Source organism: Bordetella genomosp. 1 (genome assembly GCF_002261335.1).
In the GTDB taxonomy this organism is placed as follows: Bacteria; Pseudomonadota; Gammaproteobacteria; order Burkholderiales; family Burkholderiaceae_B; genus Bordetella.
The window spans coordinates 371,307-385,194 of the sequence record NZ_NEVL01000002.1 but is presented as its reverse complement, the minus strand read 5'-3'; the positions used below and the strand labels follow the sequence as shown (position 1 = coordinate 385,194).

Sequence of the window (13,888 nt, the reverse complement as noted above, 5' to 3'; positions counted from 1 at the left end):
GTGGTCGCGTCGGTGGATCGCGCCCGGAAATCGTCTAGCGCGCCACCCGGTAGCCCGCGGCCTCGCGGTCCCAGGTGTCGGGGGTGATGCCTTCGTCGCGCAGCTGGAACTTGCGGATCTTGCCGTTCTCGGTGCGCGGCAGGTCGTCCATCTGCCGCAGGTAGCGCGGCACCGAGAAATACGGCATGCGCGGCTGGCAGAAGTCGAGCAGCTCGGCGGCGTCCACCCGCATGCCCGGCTTGCAGCACAGCGCGGCCATCACCTCGTCTTCCGCCAGCTCCGAGCGCACGGCATAGACCGCCGCGCTCGCGACGGCGGGATGGGCCAGCAGCACCTGCTCGACCTCGTACGAGGAAATGTTTTCGCCACGGCGCCGGATGGCGTCCTTGAGGCGGTCGAGAAAGCGGAAGTAGCCCTGCCCGTCGCGCACCACCCGGTCCCCGGTGTGGAACCAGAGGTTGCGCCAGGCCTGCACGGTCTGCGCGTCCATCGCGAAATAGCCGGTGGCAATCGCATGCGGCACGCGCGGGCGCAGCAGCAGCTCGCCGGGCTCGCCATCCGGCACGGGCTGGTCGTCGGCATCGGCGACGCAGGCCTCGAACTCCGGCGCGACGCGCCCCATGAGCCCCGCGCGCTGTTCGGCCAGCGTGCCGCCGATCGCGAAGTTGGTTTCGGTGGAGCCGTAGCCTTCCAGCAGCGCGATGCCGGTGCGCGCGGCGAATTGCGCGTGAAAGCGTTCCGGCACGCCGGGCGCCAGCGCGATGCGGCAGGCATGCGTGCGCTCGGCCGCGTCGGGCTCGCACGACAACAGCATGGGCACCATCGCGCCCAGCAGATAGGTGACGGTGGCGCGCGTCTGCGCCAGGCGCGCGAAGTAGCGGCTCACGGAGAAGCGCGCGTCGCAGGTGATGGTGGCACCGGTCAGCAGCGCCTGGAAACAGGCGTTGAGCGCGTTGGTGTGGAACAGCGGCAGCGTGGTGTAGAGCCGGTCGTCGGCGCCGATGCCGAGGTTGCGCGCCGTGAGCCTGCCCCACCAGTAGAACTGCGCGTGCGGACAGCACACGCCCTTGGACATGCCGGAGGTGCCGGAGGTGTAGAGGATGGCGAGCGTGTCGCCCGGCCCGACGGCCTCGGCGCCCTGCCGCAGGGCCTCGGCCTGCGCGCCATCCGGCTGCGGCAGCGCGGGGATCGTCGCGCAGTCGAACGGCAGCGCGGGCGGCACGAGCGGCGCGTCGAGCAGCCAGACCTGGCGCAGCGCGAGCCGTGCGGGGTCCAGGCCGGCCAGCGCCGCACAGGCGCCCTCGTCGGCCACCATCAGCGCACAGCCGCTGTTGGCCAGCACATGCTCGAGCTGCAGGCCGCGCGAGGCCGTGTTGATCGGCACGACCACCGCGCCGAGCCAGGCGCAGCCCAGCACCATCGACACGAACTCGATGCGGTTGCCGGCCATCACGGCCACGCGGTCGCCGCGGCCGATGCCCTGCGCCGCCAGCAGGGCCGCCCAGCGCGCGGCCTGGGCGGGCGCATCGCCGAAGCGGAGCGTGCCGCCGGGCGCCACGATCCACTCGCGCGCGGGCCACCGTCCGGCCTGTTGCAGCAACAACGAAGGCAGCGTCAGACTTTGCGTCGCCATGATTCCCCTTGTTCGCGTCACCGGGTCATATGCCCCGTGCTCTGTGCGAAATCAGTCTAGGAATCAACTATTTATATGTCAAATTTATAGGTATTATTTTTCTTATAAATGCGGCTGATATGAGAGGCAGGGATGGGCTTCGATTTGAATCTGATGCGGGTTTTCCTGAGCGTGATGGAAGAGCGCAGCGTGACGCGTGCCGCGAAGCGGCTGCACCTCACGCAGCCCGCCGTGAGCTACGCCCTCACCCGCCTGCGCGAGCAGTTCAACGATCCGCTGTTCCTGCGCACGCCCGCCGGCATGCAGCCCACGCCCGTGGCCCACGCCCTGGCCGAGCCCATCGAGCGCGGCATGAGCCAGTTCGCCGAGGCGCTCAACCTGCGCCAGGCCTTCGATCCCGCGCGCAGCCAGCGCCGCTTCCGCCTGTCGATGTCCGACATCGGCGAAATGGTGTTCCTGCCGGCGGTGATGGAGCAGGTGCACGCACGCGCGCCGCGGCTGCGCGTCGAGGTGCAGGAGGTTCCCATGGAGCAGTTGCCCGACGCGCTCAAGTCGGGCGAGGTCGATCTGGCCATCGGCAATCTGGCGGGCCTGGGCCGCACCACGCAACACGCCGAGCTGTTTGCCGAGCGCTACGTCTGCATGGGCCGGCGCGGCCATCCGGTGCTGTCGCAAGGCCTGACCCGGGCGCAGTTCCGCCGCCTCGACCACATCATGGTGGCCTCGCGCGCCAGTGCCCACCGCCTGCTCGAAGACGTGCTGGGCGAGGCCGGCCTGCACCGCCAGCCCTACCTCACGCTGCCGCACTTTTCGGCGGCGGCCGAGATCGTGCGGCGCACCGACCTGACGGTGACGCTGCCGTTTCGGGCGGCGCAGTGGTTCAACGCGGCCCAGGGATTCGAGGTGCGGCCGCTGCCCTTCGCGCTGCCGCCGCTGACGGTCACGGTGCACTGGCACCCGCGCTTCGAGCGCGATCCGGGCACGGCCTGGCTGCGCGGGCTCATCATCGACGTGCTGGCCGACGGGCCGGCGCGCGCGCCGTCGGGCGCCTCCCGCGAGCCATGAAAAAAGCCGGGCATGCGGCCCGGCCTGCTGCACTGCGCGCTCAGACGCGCTGCAGCTCCATCAGCACGCGCCGCGTCGACAGGGGTCGGCCGGCCAGGTTGGCGTCGAGCCGTTCGCGCAGCTCGCGCCGCAGCCGCGGCTCGAGTTGCGCGTCGTTGAAGTCGGGCTCGCCTTCGTCCACGCCATAGCCGATCTCGCGCAGCAGGATCCATTCGAAGCGGCGCAGCGCGCCGGCCGCGCGGCTGCCCTGCGCGAGATGGGTCAGCGCGGTTTCGTAGGCATCGAACAGAATGGGATGGGCATCCTCGCGCGGCAGCAGGCGCAGCAGGAGCTCGTTCATGTACCAGGCCGACATCAGCGCCGATCCGCCCAGCGGGTGGATGCCGTCGACCTCGGCCTTGGTGAGCGTCTTGACCTCGTTGGCGCCCGACCAGGACAGCAGCAGCGGCTGGAAGGCGCTCAGGACCGGGCGCAGCACCGAGTACGGCCGCTTGGCGCCCTTGGCGACCATGGCGACGCAGCCATGATCGCGCGAGAAGGTCTGGACGATGAGCGAGGTTTCGCGCCACGCGGTGGCGTGGAGCATGTAGGCACGGCAATCATGGACGCGATGCGCCCGTTTACTCATAGCCCAGGTCGCGCAGGGCGCTTTCGCGGTCGGACCAGCCCTTGCGCACCTTGATGTAGACCTCGAGGTGCACCGGCTTGTCGAGCAGCTTGGCGATGTCCTGGCGTGCCTCGGTGGCGATGCGCTTCATGTGCTGGCCGCCGGCGCCCAGCAGGATGGGCTTGTGGCTGTCGCGCTCGACCACCACGCAGGCCGCGATCCGCGCGCCGGCGTCGTTTTCTTCCCATTGCTCGATCACGACGGTACAGCCGTAGGGCAGCTCGTCGCCGACCAGGCGGAAGATCTTCTCGCGCACCAGCTCGGCGGCGATGAAGCGCATCGGGCGGTCGGTGAGCGTGTCTTCCTCGAACATGAACTCGCCTTCGGGCAGGCGCGTGGCGATCTCGTCGAGCAGCTGGTCGAGCTGCTGGTTTTTGGTGGCGCTCACCGGCACGACCGCGCCGTAGGGATGCAGCGCCATCAGCTTGGCCACGAATGGGAACAGCTCGTCGCGGCTCTTGAGCGCGTCGATCTTGCTGATGGCGAGGATGGTGCGCTCGGGCTTGGGCAGCAGCGGCAGCAGCTTGGCGTCGCCGTCGGTCCATTTGCCGGCCTCGACCACGTGCACCACCACGTCGACGTCGTTGAGCGCCTGCGTGACCACGCGGTTCATCATGCGGTTCATCGCGCCGCCATGGCGCGTCTGGAAACCGGGCGTATCGACGAACACGAACTGCTCGTGCTCGCGCGTGTAGACGCCATGGATGCGGTGGCGCGTGGTCTGGGCCTTGCGCGAGACGATCGAGATCTTCGATCCGATCAGGGCATTGGTGAGGGTGGACTTGCCGACGTTGGGACGACCCACGATGGCGACAAAGCCGGTACGGGAAACAGGGGTGTTCATTTAACCTCTTGGGCCACTGCCACGGGCAGCGACAGTTGCGCGGTCTTGCGCGCGCGACCGGATTTCTTGGCGGCTTTGGCGGGCGGGCTGACGGCCTGGGCCGCCTCCAGCGCCAGCTTGGCGGCCGATTGTTCGGCGGCACGCCGGCTTGCGCCGGCCGCCACCACTTTGATGTCGAAGCCGGCGACGGCGCACTCGACCTCGAACTGCTGGCTGTGGGCCGCGCCATGCGTGGCGACCACGGTATAGACCGGCAACGCCATCTTGCGGCCCTGCAGGAACTCCTGCAGCAGGGTCTTGGCATCCTTGCCCAGCGTCTGCAGATCGACGCTGGCCAGGACCGGCTCGTACTGGCGCTCGATGACCTTGCGCGCGGCCTCGAAGCCGGCGTCGAGGAACACGCCCCCGAACAGGGCCTCGACCGTGTCGGCGAGAATCGACGGCCGGCGGAAACCGCCGCTCTTCAATTCGCCCTCGCCCAGCCGCAGGAACTGCGACAGGTCGAGGCGCTGCGCGATGTCGGCCAGCGAGGCCTGCTTGACCAGGTTGGCCCGCACGCGCGAGAGATCGCCCTCGTCGAGCTTGGGATAGCGCTGATAGAGCATGGCCGCGACGACGAAGTTCAGCACCGAGTCGCCGAGAAACTCCAGCCGCTCGTTATGGCGCGCACCGTGGCTACGGTGCGTGAGCGCCTGTTCGAGCAGGGCCTGGTCGGTGAAGCGGTGACCGAGGCGGGTTTCCAGCGTGGCTAAAGACATGATCTATCAGTGGAAGCGGCCGATACGGCTGAGATCGCCAAAGTTCATCCAGACAAAGAAAGCCTTGCCTACGATATTACCGTCGGGAACGAATCCCCAGTAGCGGCTATCGGCACTGTTGTCGCGGTTGTCGCCCATGGCGAAATAATTGCCGGGCGGTACCTTGCAGCGTACTCCATTGCGCAGATACTGGCATTGGTCGGCGCTGGGGAACTTCCAGATCGGGCCAAAATCCTGCGAACGCTGCTCATCCAGCAGGATACGGTGCTCAACGTCGCCCAACTTCTCTTTGTATTGGGCGATGTACGAGACCCGGTCGGGCTCGAAATAGTCGCCGTCGCGGGTATGCGTCACCAATTGACCGTTCACGTACAGCTTTTTGTCGAGGTAGGCGATCTCGTCGCCCGGCAGGCCCACGATGCGCTTGATGTAGTCGACGTCGGGATCGACCGGATAGCGGAACACGACCACGTCGCCGCGCTGCGGCTGGCCGGTCTCGATGACCTTGCGATCGATCACCGGCAGGCGGATGCCATAGCTGAACTTGTTCACGAGAATGAGATCGCCCGATTGCAGCGTGGGCAGCATCGAGCCCGACGGAATGCGGAACGGCTCGACCACGAACGAACGCAGCACGAAGACGAACAGGATCACGGGAAAGAAGCTGACCGCGTACTCGACCCACCACGGCGAACGCATCGCCGTGTCGACCGCCTCGCGGCGCTGACGCTCGGCTTCCTGGGGATCCTCGATGCGCGCCGCCGCGACCTGGGCCGCGGCCTGCTGCGCACGCTGCTGACGCGCACGGCGCAGCACCAGCAGGTCGAGCGCCCAGATGATGCCGGTCACCACCAGCAGCACGAAAAGAATCAGTGCAAAGTTCCAGCTCATTGTTTGCCGCCTGTTGGGGGGTTACTTGTCTTCGACCTGCAGAATGGCCAGGAACGCTTCCTGAGGGATCTCGACGCTGCCGACCTGCTTCATGCGCTTCTTGCCCGCCTTCTGCTTTTCGAGCAGCTTCTTCTTGCGGGAGATGTCGCCGCCATAGCACTTGGCCAGCACGTTCTTGCGCAGCGCCTTGACGTTTTCGCGCGCAATCACCTCGGCGCCGATGGCGGCCTGGATCGCCACGTCGTACATCTGGCGCGGGATCAGCTCGCGCATGCGCGAGACCACGTCGCGCGCACGGTAGCGCGCGTTGGAGCGGTGCACGATCATGGCGAGCGCGTCGACGCGGTCGCTGTTGATCAGCAGGTCCACCTTGACCACGTCGGCCGAGCGGTACTCGAGGAACTCGTAGTCCATCGAGGCATAGCCGCGCGAGACCGACTTCAGGCGGTCGAAGAAATCGAGCACGATCTCGGCCAGCGGGATCTCGTAGGTGAGATGGACCTGGCGGCCGTGGTAGGTCATGTTCATCTGGATGCCGCGCTTGTTGTTGCACAGCGTCATCACCGGGCCCACGTATTCCTGGGGCATGAACAGCGTGACCGTCACGATGGGCTCGCGGATGTCGGCGATCTTGCCGATCTCGGGCATGCGCGACGGGCTTTCGATCGTGACGACCGTGCCGTCGCGCTGTTCGACCTCGTACACCACCGACGGCGCGGTGGTGATGATGTCCATGTCGAACTCGCGCTCCAGCCGCTCCTGCACGATCTCCATGTGGAGCAGGCCGAGGAAGCCGCAGCGAAAGCCGAAGCCCAGCGCCTGCGAGACTTCGGGCTCGAACATCAGCGCGGCGTCGTTGAGCTTGAGCTTTTCGAGCGAGTCGCGCAGCTGGTCGTATTCGGAGCTCTCGACCGGATAGAGGCCGGCGAACACCTGCGGCTTCACTTCCTTGAAGCCGGGCAGCGGCGCGGTGGCCGGCTTGCCCGCGAGCGTGATGGTGTCGCCCACCTTGGCCGTGGCGAGCTCCTTGATGCCGGCGATGATGAAGCCCACTTCGCCGGCCGAAAGCTGTTGGCGCGGCTGCGACTTGGGCGTGAACACGCCGATCTGTTCGCACAGATGCGTGGCGTTGGACGCCATCAGCAGGATCTTGTCCTTGGGGCGCAGCGTGCCGTTGACGATGCGCACCAGCATCACGACGCCGACGTAGTTGTCGAACCACGAGTCGATGATGAGCGCCTGCAGCGGCTCGGCGGGGTCGCCCTTGGGCGCCGGCACGCGGGCCACGATGGTCTCGAGGATTTCGTCGATGCCCATGCCGGTCTTGGCGCTGGCCAGCACGGCGGCGCTCGCGTCGATGCCAATCACGTCTTCGACTTCCTGGCGCGCGCCTTCGGGATCGGCCTGCGGCAGGTCCATCTTGTTGAGCACCGGCACCACCTCGACGCCGAGCTCGATGGCGGTGTAGCAGTTGGCCACGGTCTGGGCCTCGACGCCTTGCGAGGCGTCCACCACCAGCAGCGCGCCCTCGCAGGCCGACAGCGAGCGGCTCACTTCATACGAGAAGTCGACGTGGCCCGGGGTGTCGATGAGGTTGAGGTTGTAGACCTTGCCGTCCTGGGCCTTGTATTCCAGCGCCGCGGTCTGGGCCTTGATGGTGATGCCGCGCTCGCGCTCGATATCCATCGAGTCCAGCACCTGGGCCGACATTTCGCGATCCGCCAACCCGCCGCAGCGCTGGATCAGGCGATCGGCCAGGGTCGACTTGCCATGATCGATGTGGGCAATGATGGAGAAGTTGCGGATATGCTGCATAGAAGAGTTATATAGGGACAGAGCAAACCGGGAAAATCCGATGTCGACCGGCCAGAATCATGCCGGACGCGCCAAACGGGGCAGACCCCTGGTGGGTGCCGGCTTCGCAACCGGATCGCAGGCCGGCGATTGCGCCGGCATGCTTCCCGCCAGCGCGTGCGCGGCTCGCCGAGCGAGGCCTGATGCGGACGTGCTGCGCGCCAGCGCCTGCCCTTGCGGGGCGGCCAGCCAGCGGGCGTGGGACCAGGGGGACCAAAAACGAGGGGGCGCCCAGCGCCCCCTCAGTTCGTGGCAACCAGCCATTTTAGCCGGTCTTGAGGCTTATTTGGACGGCTGGACCGCCACCCACTGCGCCTGGTCGCCGCGACGCACCAGCAGACCCACCACCTTGCCCTTGTCGAGCTTGGCCACGACCTTGTCGAACTGCTCGGCATTGAGCACGTCGGCGTCGTTGACCGCCAGGATGATGTCGCCTTCCTGGACGCCTGCCGAGGCCGCCGCGCCCTCGACCAGCTTGACCTGCACACCGCCCTTGAGCTTGAGCTTCTTGAGCTGGTCGGCGGGCAGGTTGGCCACCGCGAGGCCGAGGTGGTTGGCGACCTTGGGCTTGGCTTCGCGCTCGCTGTCGTCGGCCTTGGCCGTGACGTCGCTCTTGAGCTCGGCCACCGTGACGCTCAGCGTGACGTTGCGGCCCTTGCGCCACACGTCGACCTTGCCATCGCTGCCCGGCTTGGTTTCGCCGACGATGCGCGGCAGATCCGACCAGCGCTTGATGGTCTCGCCGTTGAACTTCAGGATCACGTCGCCTGCCTGGATGCCGGCCTTGTCGGCGGGGCCATCGGGCTCGACGCTGCCGACCATCGCCCCTTCGGCGCGCGGCAGGCCGATGGCGGCGGCCACGTCCTTGTCGACTTCGGAGATCTGCACGCCGATGCGGCCGCGGGTCACCTTGCCGGTGGCGCGCAGTTGCTCGACCACGCGCATCGCCTCGTCGATCGGGATCGCCAGCGAGATGCCCATGAAGCCGCCGCTGCGCGAGATGATCTGCGAGTTGATGCCGACCACTTCGCCCTGCATGTTGAGCAGCGGACCGCCCGAGTTGCCGGGATTCACGGCCACGTCGGTCTGGATGAACGGCAGGTATTCGCCGGTGTCGCGGCCGATGGCGCTGACGATGCCCGAGGTCACGGTCGAATCGAGACCGAACGGCGAGCCGATGGCCAGCACCCATTGGCCCTTCTTGAGCTTCTTGGTGTCGCCCACGGGCAGCGGGGTCATGTCCTTGGCGTCGATCTTGATCAGCGCGACGTCGGTGCGCTCATCCGAGCCGATCACCTTGGCCTTGAACTCGCGGCCGTCGGTCAGCGTGACGTAGATGTCGGTGGCATCGCTGATGACGTGGTTGTTGGTGAGGATGTAGCCGTCTTCGGAGACGAAGAAGCCGGAGCCCACGCCGCGCGGCACGGTGCGCTCTTCGGGCTGCGGCTGCTGCGGCTTCTGGCGGCGCTGGCCGGGGTTCGGGCCCGGGGGCTGGAACTCGGGGCCGAAGAACCAGCGGAACAGCTCATAGGGATCCTGGCCGCCGCCGGGGCCCGCGCCACCGCGCACCGGCACGGTGGCCGTGGTGCGGATGTTGACGACGGCCGGCTCGGCCTTCTCGACGATCGTGGTGAAGTCGGGCAGCACCCCGCCCGCGACGGGCGTCTGGGCATGCACCAGTTGAGGCTGGCCGGTGGCCAGCACGGTCCCGACCATCAAGGCCAGGAAAAAGCGCCGGAAAAAAGCGTTCGACACTGAAGATGAATTCATTACTTGAGCTCCGTAAAGACCCCAACACCTTTTGCAGGCTTGTTCTTATTTGGCGGCTGAAGTGGGCACGAACTCGGTTCCTTGCGCGAGCTGCTCGAGCGTGGAAACCGGTACCTCACCCAACGCCGTCAACCAGAAATCTGCAATCCGCGTTCCGTAGATATTGATGGCACCGCGCTGGATCAACCCAGCGGGGGGATGCTGGTGGCGCTCCGGATCGTAAGGCTCGATGAACACGGAGATTGCCGCCAAACCATCGGACAGGACCACCTGGCTAACGGTTCCCTTGCCGATGTGACGCGCCACCTGCATCACGGCGCGAAAGCCCTCGGGCGCGGGGATGCGCCAGCCCTGCTCGGCCAGGTCGACCGGCTTCATGGCCATCTCGACGACCTTCCAGTCGCGCGTGTTCCAGCGCGAGGCCAGCTGCGCGGGATCGACGTCGCTGCCCAGCCGGACCGACGAGAACGACACCTGCTCGATCACGCCGCGACCCGGGTCGAAGGTCTGCGCCTTCAGCAGGAGATTGGTCTTGACGTCGGCACAGAGCTTGTAGCCGTAGCGCAGGCCGTCGCGGGGCTCGATCGTGATGAGCCGGCACTCGCGGTCGGCCACGCGATGCAGCTTTTCCTCGGCGCGGATGGCGTAGTGCTTGGTGAGGTCGGCGGGATCGCCGAGCAGCAGGCCCGGAAAGCGGTCGCCGCGGCGGCGCTCGAGCAGCACGGTCTTGTGCTCGGGCACGAGGCACTGCACGTCGTCGTTGTGGCGCAGGTATTCGCGCGGCTGGCCATCGAGGATCTCGAGGCGCTCGCGCTCGCCGGTGCCGTCGACCACGTGCACCAGCCGCGACGACTGGATCACCTCGCCCTGCTGGTACATGAAGACGCCCGCATAATCCTGCTTGCGGGCGGCCTGCTGGATGTCGGCAAGCATCTGGACGGCATCGGCGGGCGGCGGCGCGGCCTGGGCCTGCGCGGCGCCGTGCAGCGCCATCAGGGCCATCAGCGCGCAGGCTGCCTGCGCCGCGAAGCGCCGTTGCCGCCGTGCCATGCGCGTGATGGGAGCAACGCGCACGTACTGCAACTGTGTCATCAGCGCGCTCCGGTCTCGAACGAGACCTGGCGTACGGCACTGGGGCCGGCCATCTGGCGATGGGCTTCGAGATAGTCGCGCAGCGGGCCGTCGTCGGCGCCCGGGCCGGCCGCGTCGGCCAGCACCTGGGTGCGGCCACCGGCCGGCACGCCGCCGGTGACGTAGGGCTGCGCCACCCATACCACGGTGGCGACCGCGGCCGCCACGGCCAGGCCGGACAGCCCCATGCGCAGGTGCGAGCGGCGCCGCGGCGCGGCCACGATGGGCAGCTCGGCGTCCAGGGCGCGCGACAGGCGTGCATGGAAATCGGCGCTCGGCGTGATGACCGGGCCAGGGTTGCGCAGCGCGTCACCGATCAGGTGATACGTGCTCCAGGCCTGCCGGGCTTGTGGGCTCGACAGAATTTCAGGGAAATCGTCCGATCCCTCGCCATCCATCCAGGCGGAAACCGATTCCTCCCATGAGGCTTCGGCGATCTCGGACTTGGCTACAGTTTGCATGACTGCCACTCCTTACCAGCGACGCTCGGCATCGGTGTCAAGCAGAGGCCGCAACCGATTGGCGATCGCTTCCCGCGCACGAAAAATGCGGGAACGAACAGTGCCAATCGGACAGTCCATGCTCTGGGCGATGTCTTCGTAACTCATACCTTCGATTTCACGCAGGACGATAGCGGTCCGCAACTCTTCCGGCAATTCGTCGATGGCCGCATTGACGGTCTCGGCGATCTCGCGGCTGGCGTACATCGCTTCCGGCGTGCTTATATCGGTTAGGTTGTCGGTCTCGTTAAAAGTTTCACCGTCTTCCGTTTCAATCGCGTTGGGCGCGCTCGGACGACGGCCCTGGGAAGCCAGCCAATTTCGTGCCGTATTGATAGCAATACGATACAACCACGTATAGAACGCGCTCTCGCCGCGGAATTGCGGCAGTGCACGGTAGGCCTTGATGAAGGCCTCCTGCGCCACGTCCTCGAGTTCGGACGGGTCGCGGATCATCCGCGCCAGCAGGCGCAGGATCTTGCGCTGGTACTTGATGACCAGCAGGTCGAAAGCTTTCTTGTCACCGCGTTGTACGCGCGCGACAAGCTCGGCGTCGACGTCGCGTTCGCTCATGACGCCCCCCTGCGTGACACCGCAATACGGCCGGCCGCCCGCGCGGTGACGCGCAGACGCCGCCATTGCTCGGACGACACGCCCGAGCGCCAGACGGTGCAGGTGATCTTGCTATTTGTAACACAGCCGGCGGTGGCGTCAAGCTCGAGATCGAGCCGCACGTGGCGGGGAGCCAGATGGGCGTGTCGCAGGGCGGCGCGCTGCCAGTGCGCACGGCGGCGCACCTGGCAGCGGTCCGGATCGAGCGCGACGGCCACGGCACGCGCCGCGGCGGGCCGCCGGCGGCACCCGGCCCAGAGGCCGGCCGCCGCCAGCACGGCGCTGCCGAGCAGCACCGGCGCAAGACGCCAGCCCAGGGCCAGCGCCGCGCCGGCACCCGCCATGCCCGCGCCCCACCCGGCCGCCAGGCCGCGCAGGAGGCGGACACCGGCGGGCTGATGCACCGGAACCCGCAATACGGCGAGGGTACGACTGCCGCCGACGCTCAACTCAGATCCGGCGCACAGCCATCGAGCCGTTGGTGCCGCCAAACCCGAACGAGTTGGACAGCGCCACGTCGATCTTCATGTCACGCGCCTGGTTGGCGCAGTAGTCCAGGTCGCACTCGGGATCCTGGTTGAAGATGTTGATCGTGGGCGGCGAGATCTGCTTGTAGACGGCCATCGTCGTGAACACGGCTTCGATGCCACCGGCCGCGCCGAGCAGGTGCCCGGTCATGGACTTGGTGGAATTGACCACCAGCTTCCTGGCGTGATCGCCGAAGGCGAGCTTGAGCGCATCGCTTTCGTTCTTGTCACCCAGGGGCGTGGAGGTGCCGTGCGCGTTGACGTAGTCGACTTCGTCGATGTTGATCGCACCGTTGCGCAGCGCGTTGACGATGCCGCGACGCGGACCGTCCTTGTCGGGCGCGGTGATGTGGTGCGCATCGGAGCTCATGCCGTAGCCCACGAATTCGCCGTAGATGCGCGCGCCGCGCGCCTTGGCGTGTTCGTATTCTTCGAGCACCAGCACGCCGGCGCCTTCGCCCAGCACGAAGCCGTCACGGTCGCGGTCCCAGGGACGCGAGGCGGTGGCGGGATCGTCGTTGCGGGTGGACAGCGCGCGCATGGCGGCAAAGCCGCCGATGCCCAGCATCGACACGGTGGACTCGGCACCGCCGGCGACCATCACGTCGGCATCGCCATACTCGATCAGACGCGCCGCGTCGCCGATGCTGTGCAGGCCCGTGGTGCACGCCGACACGACGGCGTAGCTGGGACCCTTCATGCCAAAGGCGATCGAGAGCTGGCCCGAGATGAGGTTGATCAACGAACCCGGCACGAAGAACGGCGAGATGCGACGCGGGCCCTTGGCCAGCAGGTCGGTTTGCGTTTCTTCGATGCGCGGCAGGCCGCCGATACCCGAACCGATGATGACGCCGATACGCTCGGCGTTTTCTTCGGTCACTTCCAGACCACAGTCGCGCCATGCCTGAATGCCGGCAGCCAGGCCGTAATGGATGAAGGTATCCATCTGGCGGGCTTCCTTGGGCGGCAGGAACTGCGTGATGTCGAAATCCTTCACCTCACCCGCGATGTGCGTGGTCAGGCTGGACGGATCGAAACGGGTGATGCGGCTGATGCCAGAACGTCCGTTGACGATATTGTCCCAAGCGGTGGCTAGGTCATTGCCCACGGGGGACACAATACCCAGGCCGGTGATGACGACTCGTCGCTTCACGGATGACTCCTCAAACAGACAAAATAAAGGCGGTTTTCGGGAGGTACTGCGCGCGGCCCTCGACCGTCGACGCGGCCCCCGGGGCCAGGCCCAGCGGGGAGATGCGTCGCGGCGACCGCACGGCAGCTTCCTGAAACCGCCCAGTTCCCGGCGCCGGCCCGACGAATGCGAGTCGGGTGCGCGCGGGAGAATACAGGCCAGGCTTACTGCTTACCGTGCGAATTGATGTAATCAATCGCTTGTTGCACGGTCGTGATCTTTTCGGCCTCTTCGTCGGGGATCTCGGTCTCGAATTCGTCTTCGAGGGCCATGACCAGCTCGACCATGTCGAGCGAATCGGCACCGAGGTCGTCAAGGAAGGAGGACTCGTTCTTGATCTCGGCTTCGTTCACGCCAAGTTGTTCAGCGACGATCTTCTTGACGCGCTGTTCGATGCTTTCCATGCAGATCTCCAATTGGGAAAAATCCCGCGAATTATAGCCA

At 66.8% G+C, this 13,888-nt stretch carries 14 protein-coding genes; 1 reads left to right on the top strand and 13 read right to left on the bottom strand.

The genetic code is table 11. From position 1 onward, the window contains the following. Window positions 1–34: 34 nt before the first annotated feature. Complete coding sequence (locus CEG14_RS06975) at window positions 35–1,633, bottom strand: ATP-dependent acyl-CoA ligase (protein WP_094825630.1); 1,599 nt, start codon at window positions 1,631–1,633, stop codon at window positions 35–37. A gap of 132 nt (window positions 1,634–1,765) precedes the next feature. Between CEG14_RS06975 and CEG14_RS06970 the strand changes: the two genes are divergently transcribed. Continuing rightward, window positions 1,766–2,698 carry a LysR family transcriptional regulator gene (locus CEG14_RS06970; RefSeq protein WP_094825629.1) on the top strand — a complete coding sequence of 311 codons (933 nt, stop codon included), beginning with the start codon at window positions 1,766–1,768 and terminating at the stop codon, window positions 2,696–2,698. A gap of 40 nt (window positions 2,699–2,738) precedes the next feature. Here CEG14_RS06970 and recO read toward each other — a convergent pair whose 3' ends face one another. The 12 genes from recO to acpP form a co-directional block, all read right to left on the bottom strand. Continuing rightward, on the bottom strand, window positions 2,739–3,326 hold the full coding sequence (recO, locus tag CEG14_RS06965; protein ID WP_094825628.1) for a DNA repair protein RecO: 588 nt from the start codon (window positions 3,324–3,326) through the stop codon (window positions 2,739–2,741). Then, on the bottom strand, window positions 3,319–4,209 hold the full coding sequence (gene era, locus CEG14_RS06960; RefSeq protein ID WP_094825627.1) for a GTPase Era: 891 nt from the start codon (window positions 4,207–4,209) through the stop codon (window positions 3,319–3,321). The genes recO and era overlap by 8 nt, the downstream gene beginning before the upstream one ends. Further along, window positions 4,206–4,967, bottom strand: a complete 762-nt coding sequence (gene rnc / locus CEG14_RS06955; protein WP_094825626.1) for a ribonuclease III — start codon at window positions 4,965–4,967, stop codon at window positions 4,206–4,208. The genes era and rnc overlap by 4 nt, the downstream gene beginning before the upstream one ends. 6 nt (window positions 4,968–4,973) lie before the next feature. Next, window positions 4,974–5,858 (bottom strand): signal peptidase I, encoded by an 885-nt coding sequence (gene lepB, locus CEG14_RS06950; protein ID WP_094825625.1) that lies wholly within the window; start codon window positions 5,856–5,858, stop codon window positions 4,974–4,976. A 21-nt stretch (window positions 5,859–5,879) separates the two neighbouring features. Beyond that, the gene (gene lepA, locus CEG14_RS06945) at window positions 5,880–7,673 is read right to left on the bottom strand and encodes a translation elongation factor 4 (RefSeq protein ID WP_094825624.1); all 1,794 of its coding nucleotides are present in this window, start codon (window positions 7,671–7,673) and stop codon (window positions 5,880–5,882) included. Between the two features lie 321 nt (window positions 7,674–7,994). Beyond that, on the bottom strand, window positions 7,995–9,482 hold the full coding sequence (locus tag CEG14_RS06940; RefSeq protein ID WP_094825623.1) for a DegQ family serine endoprotease: 1,488 nt from the start codon (window positions 9,480–9,482) through the stop codon (window positions 7,995–7,997). A 45-nt stretch (window positions 9,483–9,527) separates the two neighbouring features. Beyond that, complete coding sequence (locus CEG14_RS06935; protein ID WP_176461402.1) at window positions 9,528–10,574, bottom strand: MucB/RseB C-terminal domain-containing protein; 1,047 nt, start codon at window positions 10,572–10,574, stop codon at window positions 9,528–9,530. After that, window positions 10,574–11,074, bottom strand: a complete 501-nt coding sequence (locus CEG14_RS06930) for a sigma-E factor negative regulatory protein (protein WP_094825622.1) — start codon at window positions 11,072–11,074, stop codon at window positions 10,574–10,576. The genes CEG14_RS06935 and CEG14_RS06930 overlap by 1 nt, the downstream gene beginning before the upstream one ends. Window positions 11,075–11,086: 12 nt before the next feature. Beyond that, window positions 11,087–11,686 (bottom strand): RNA polymerase sigma factor RpoE, encoded by a 600-nt coding sequence (rpoE, locus tag CEG14_RS06925; protein ID WP_094825621.1) that lies wholly within the window; start codon window positions 11,684–11,686, stop codon window positions 11,087–11,089. Further along, entirely contained in the window at window positions 11,683–12,174 is a 492-nt protein-coding gene (locus tag CEG14_RS06920; protein WP_094825620.1) for a hypothetical protein, read from the bottom strand. The genes rpoE and CEG14_RS06920 overlap by 4 nt, the downstream gene beginning before the upstream one ends. A 1-nt stretch (window position 12,175) precedes the next feature. Then, on the bottom strand, window positions 12,176–13,405 hold the full coding sequence (gene fabF, locus CEG14_RS06915) for a beta-ketoacyl-ACP synthase II (protein WP_094825619.1): 1,230 nt from the start codon (window positions 13,403–13,405) through the stop codon (window positions 12,176–12,178). 203 nt (window positions 13,406–13,608) lie between these two features. Next, window positions 13,609–13,848 carry an acyl carrier protein gene (gene acpP / locus CEG14_RS06910; protein ID WP_003813816.1) on the bottom strand — a complete coding sequence of 80 codons (240 nt, stop codon included), beginning with the start codon at window positions 13,846–13,848 and terminating at the stop codon, window positions 13,609–13,611. Window positions 13,849–13,888: the final 40 nt, after the last annotated feature.

Coding starts and splice junctions, on each gene's coding strand:
- CEG14_RS06975 (WP_094825630.1), bottom strand. CDS start 1,633: ATGGCGACGCAAAGTCTGACGCTGCCTTCGTTGTTGCTGCAACAGGCC.
- CEG14_RS06970 (WP_094825629.1), top strand. CDS start 1,766: ATGGGCTTCGATTTGAATCTGATGCGGGTTTTCCTGAGCGTGATGGAA.
- recO (WP_094825628.1), bottom strand. CDS start 3,326: ATGAGTAAACGGGCGCATCGCGTCCATGATTGCCGTGCCTACATGCTC.
- era (WP_094825627.1), bottom strand. CDS start 4,209: ATGAACACCCCTGTTTCCCGTACCGGCTTTGTCGCCATCGTGGGTCGT.
- rnc (WP_094825626.1), bottom strand. CDS start 4,967: ATGTCTTTAGCCACGCTGGAAACCCGCCTCGGTCACCGCTTCACCGAC.
- lepB (WP_094825625.1), bottom strand. CDS start 5,858: ATGAGCTGGAACTTTGCACTGATTCTTTTCGTGCTGCTGGTGGTGACC.
- lepA (WP_094825624.1), bottom strand. CDS start 7,673: ATGCAGCATATCCGCAACTTCTCCATCATTGCCCACATCGATCATGGC.
- CEG14_RS06940 (WP_094825623.1), bottom strand. CDS start 9,482: ATGAATTCATCTTCAGTGTCGAACGCTTTTTTCCGGCGCTTTTTCCTG.
- CEG14_RS06935 (WP_176461402.1), bottom strand. CDS start 10,574: ATGACACAGTTGCAGTACGTGCGCGTTGCTCCCATCACGCGCATGGCA.
- CEG14_RS06930 (WP_094825622.1), bottom strand. CDS start 11,074: ATGCAAACTGTAGCCAAGTCCGAGATCGCCGAAGCCTCATGGGAGGAA.
- rpoE (WP_094825621.1), bottom strand. CDS start 11,686: ATGAGCGAACGCGACGTCGACGCCGAGCTTGTCGCGCGCGTACAACGC.
- acpP (WP_003813816.1), bottom strand. CDS start 13,848: ATGGAAAGCATCGAACAGCGCGTCAAGAAGATCGTCGCTGAACAACTT.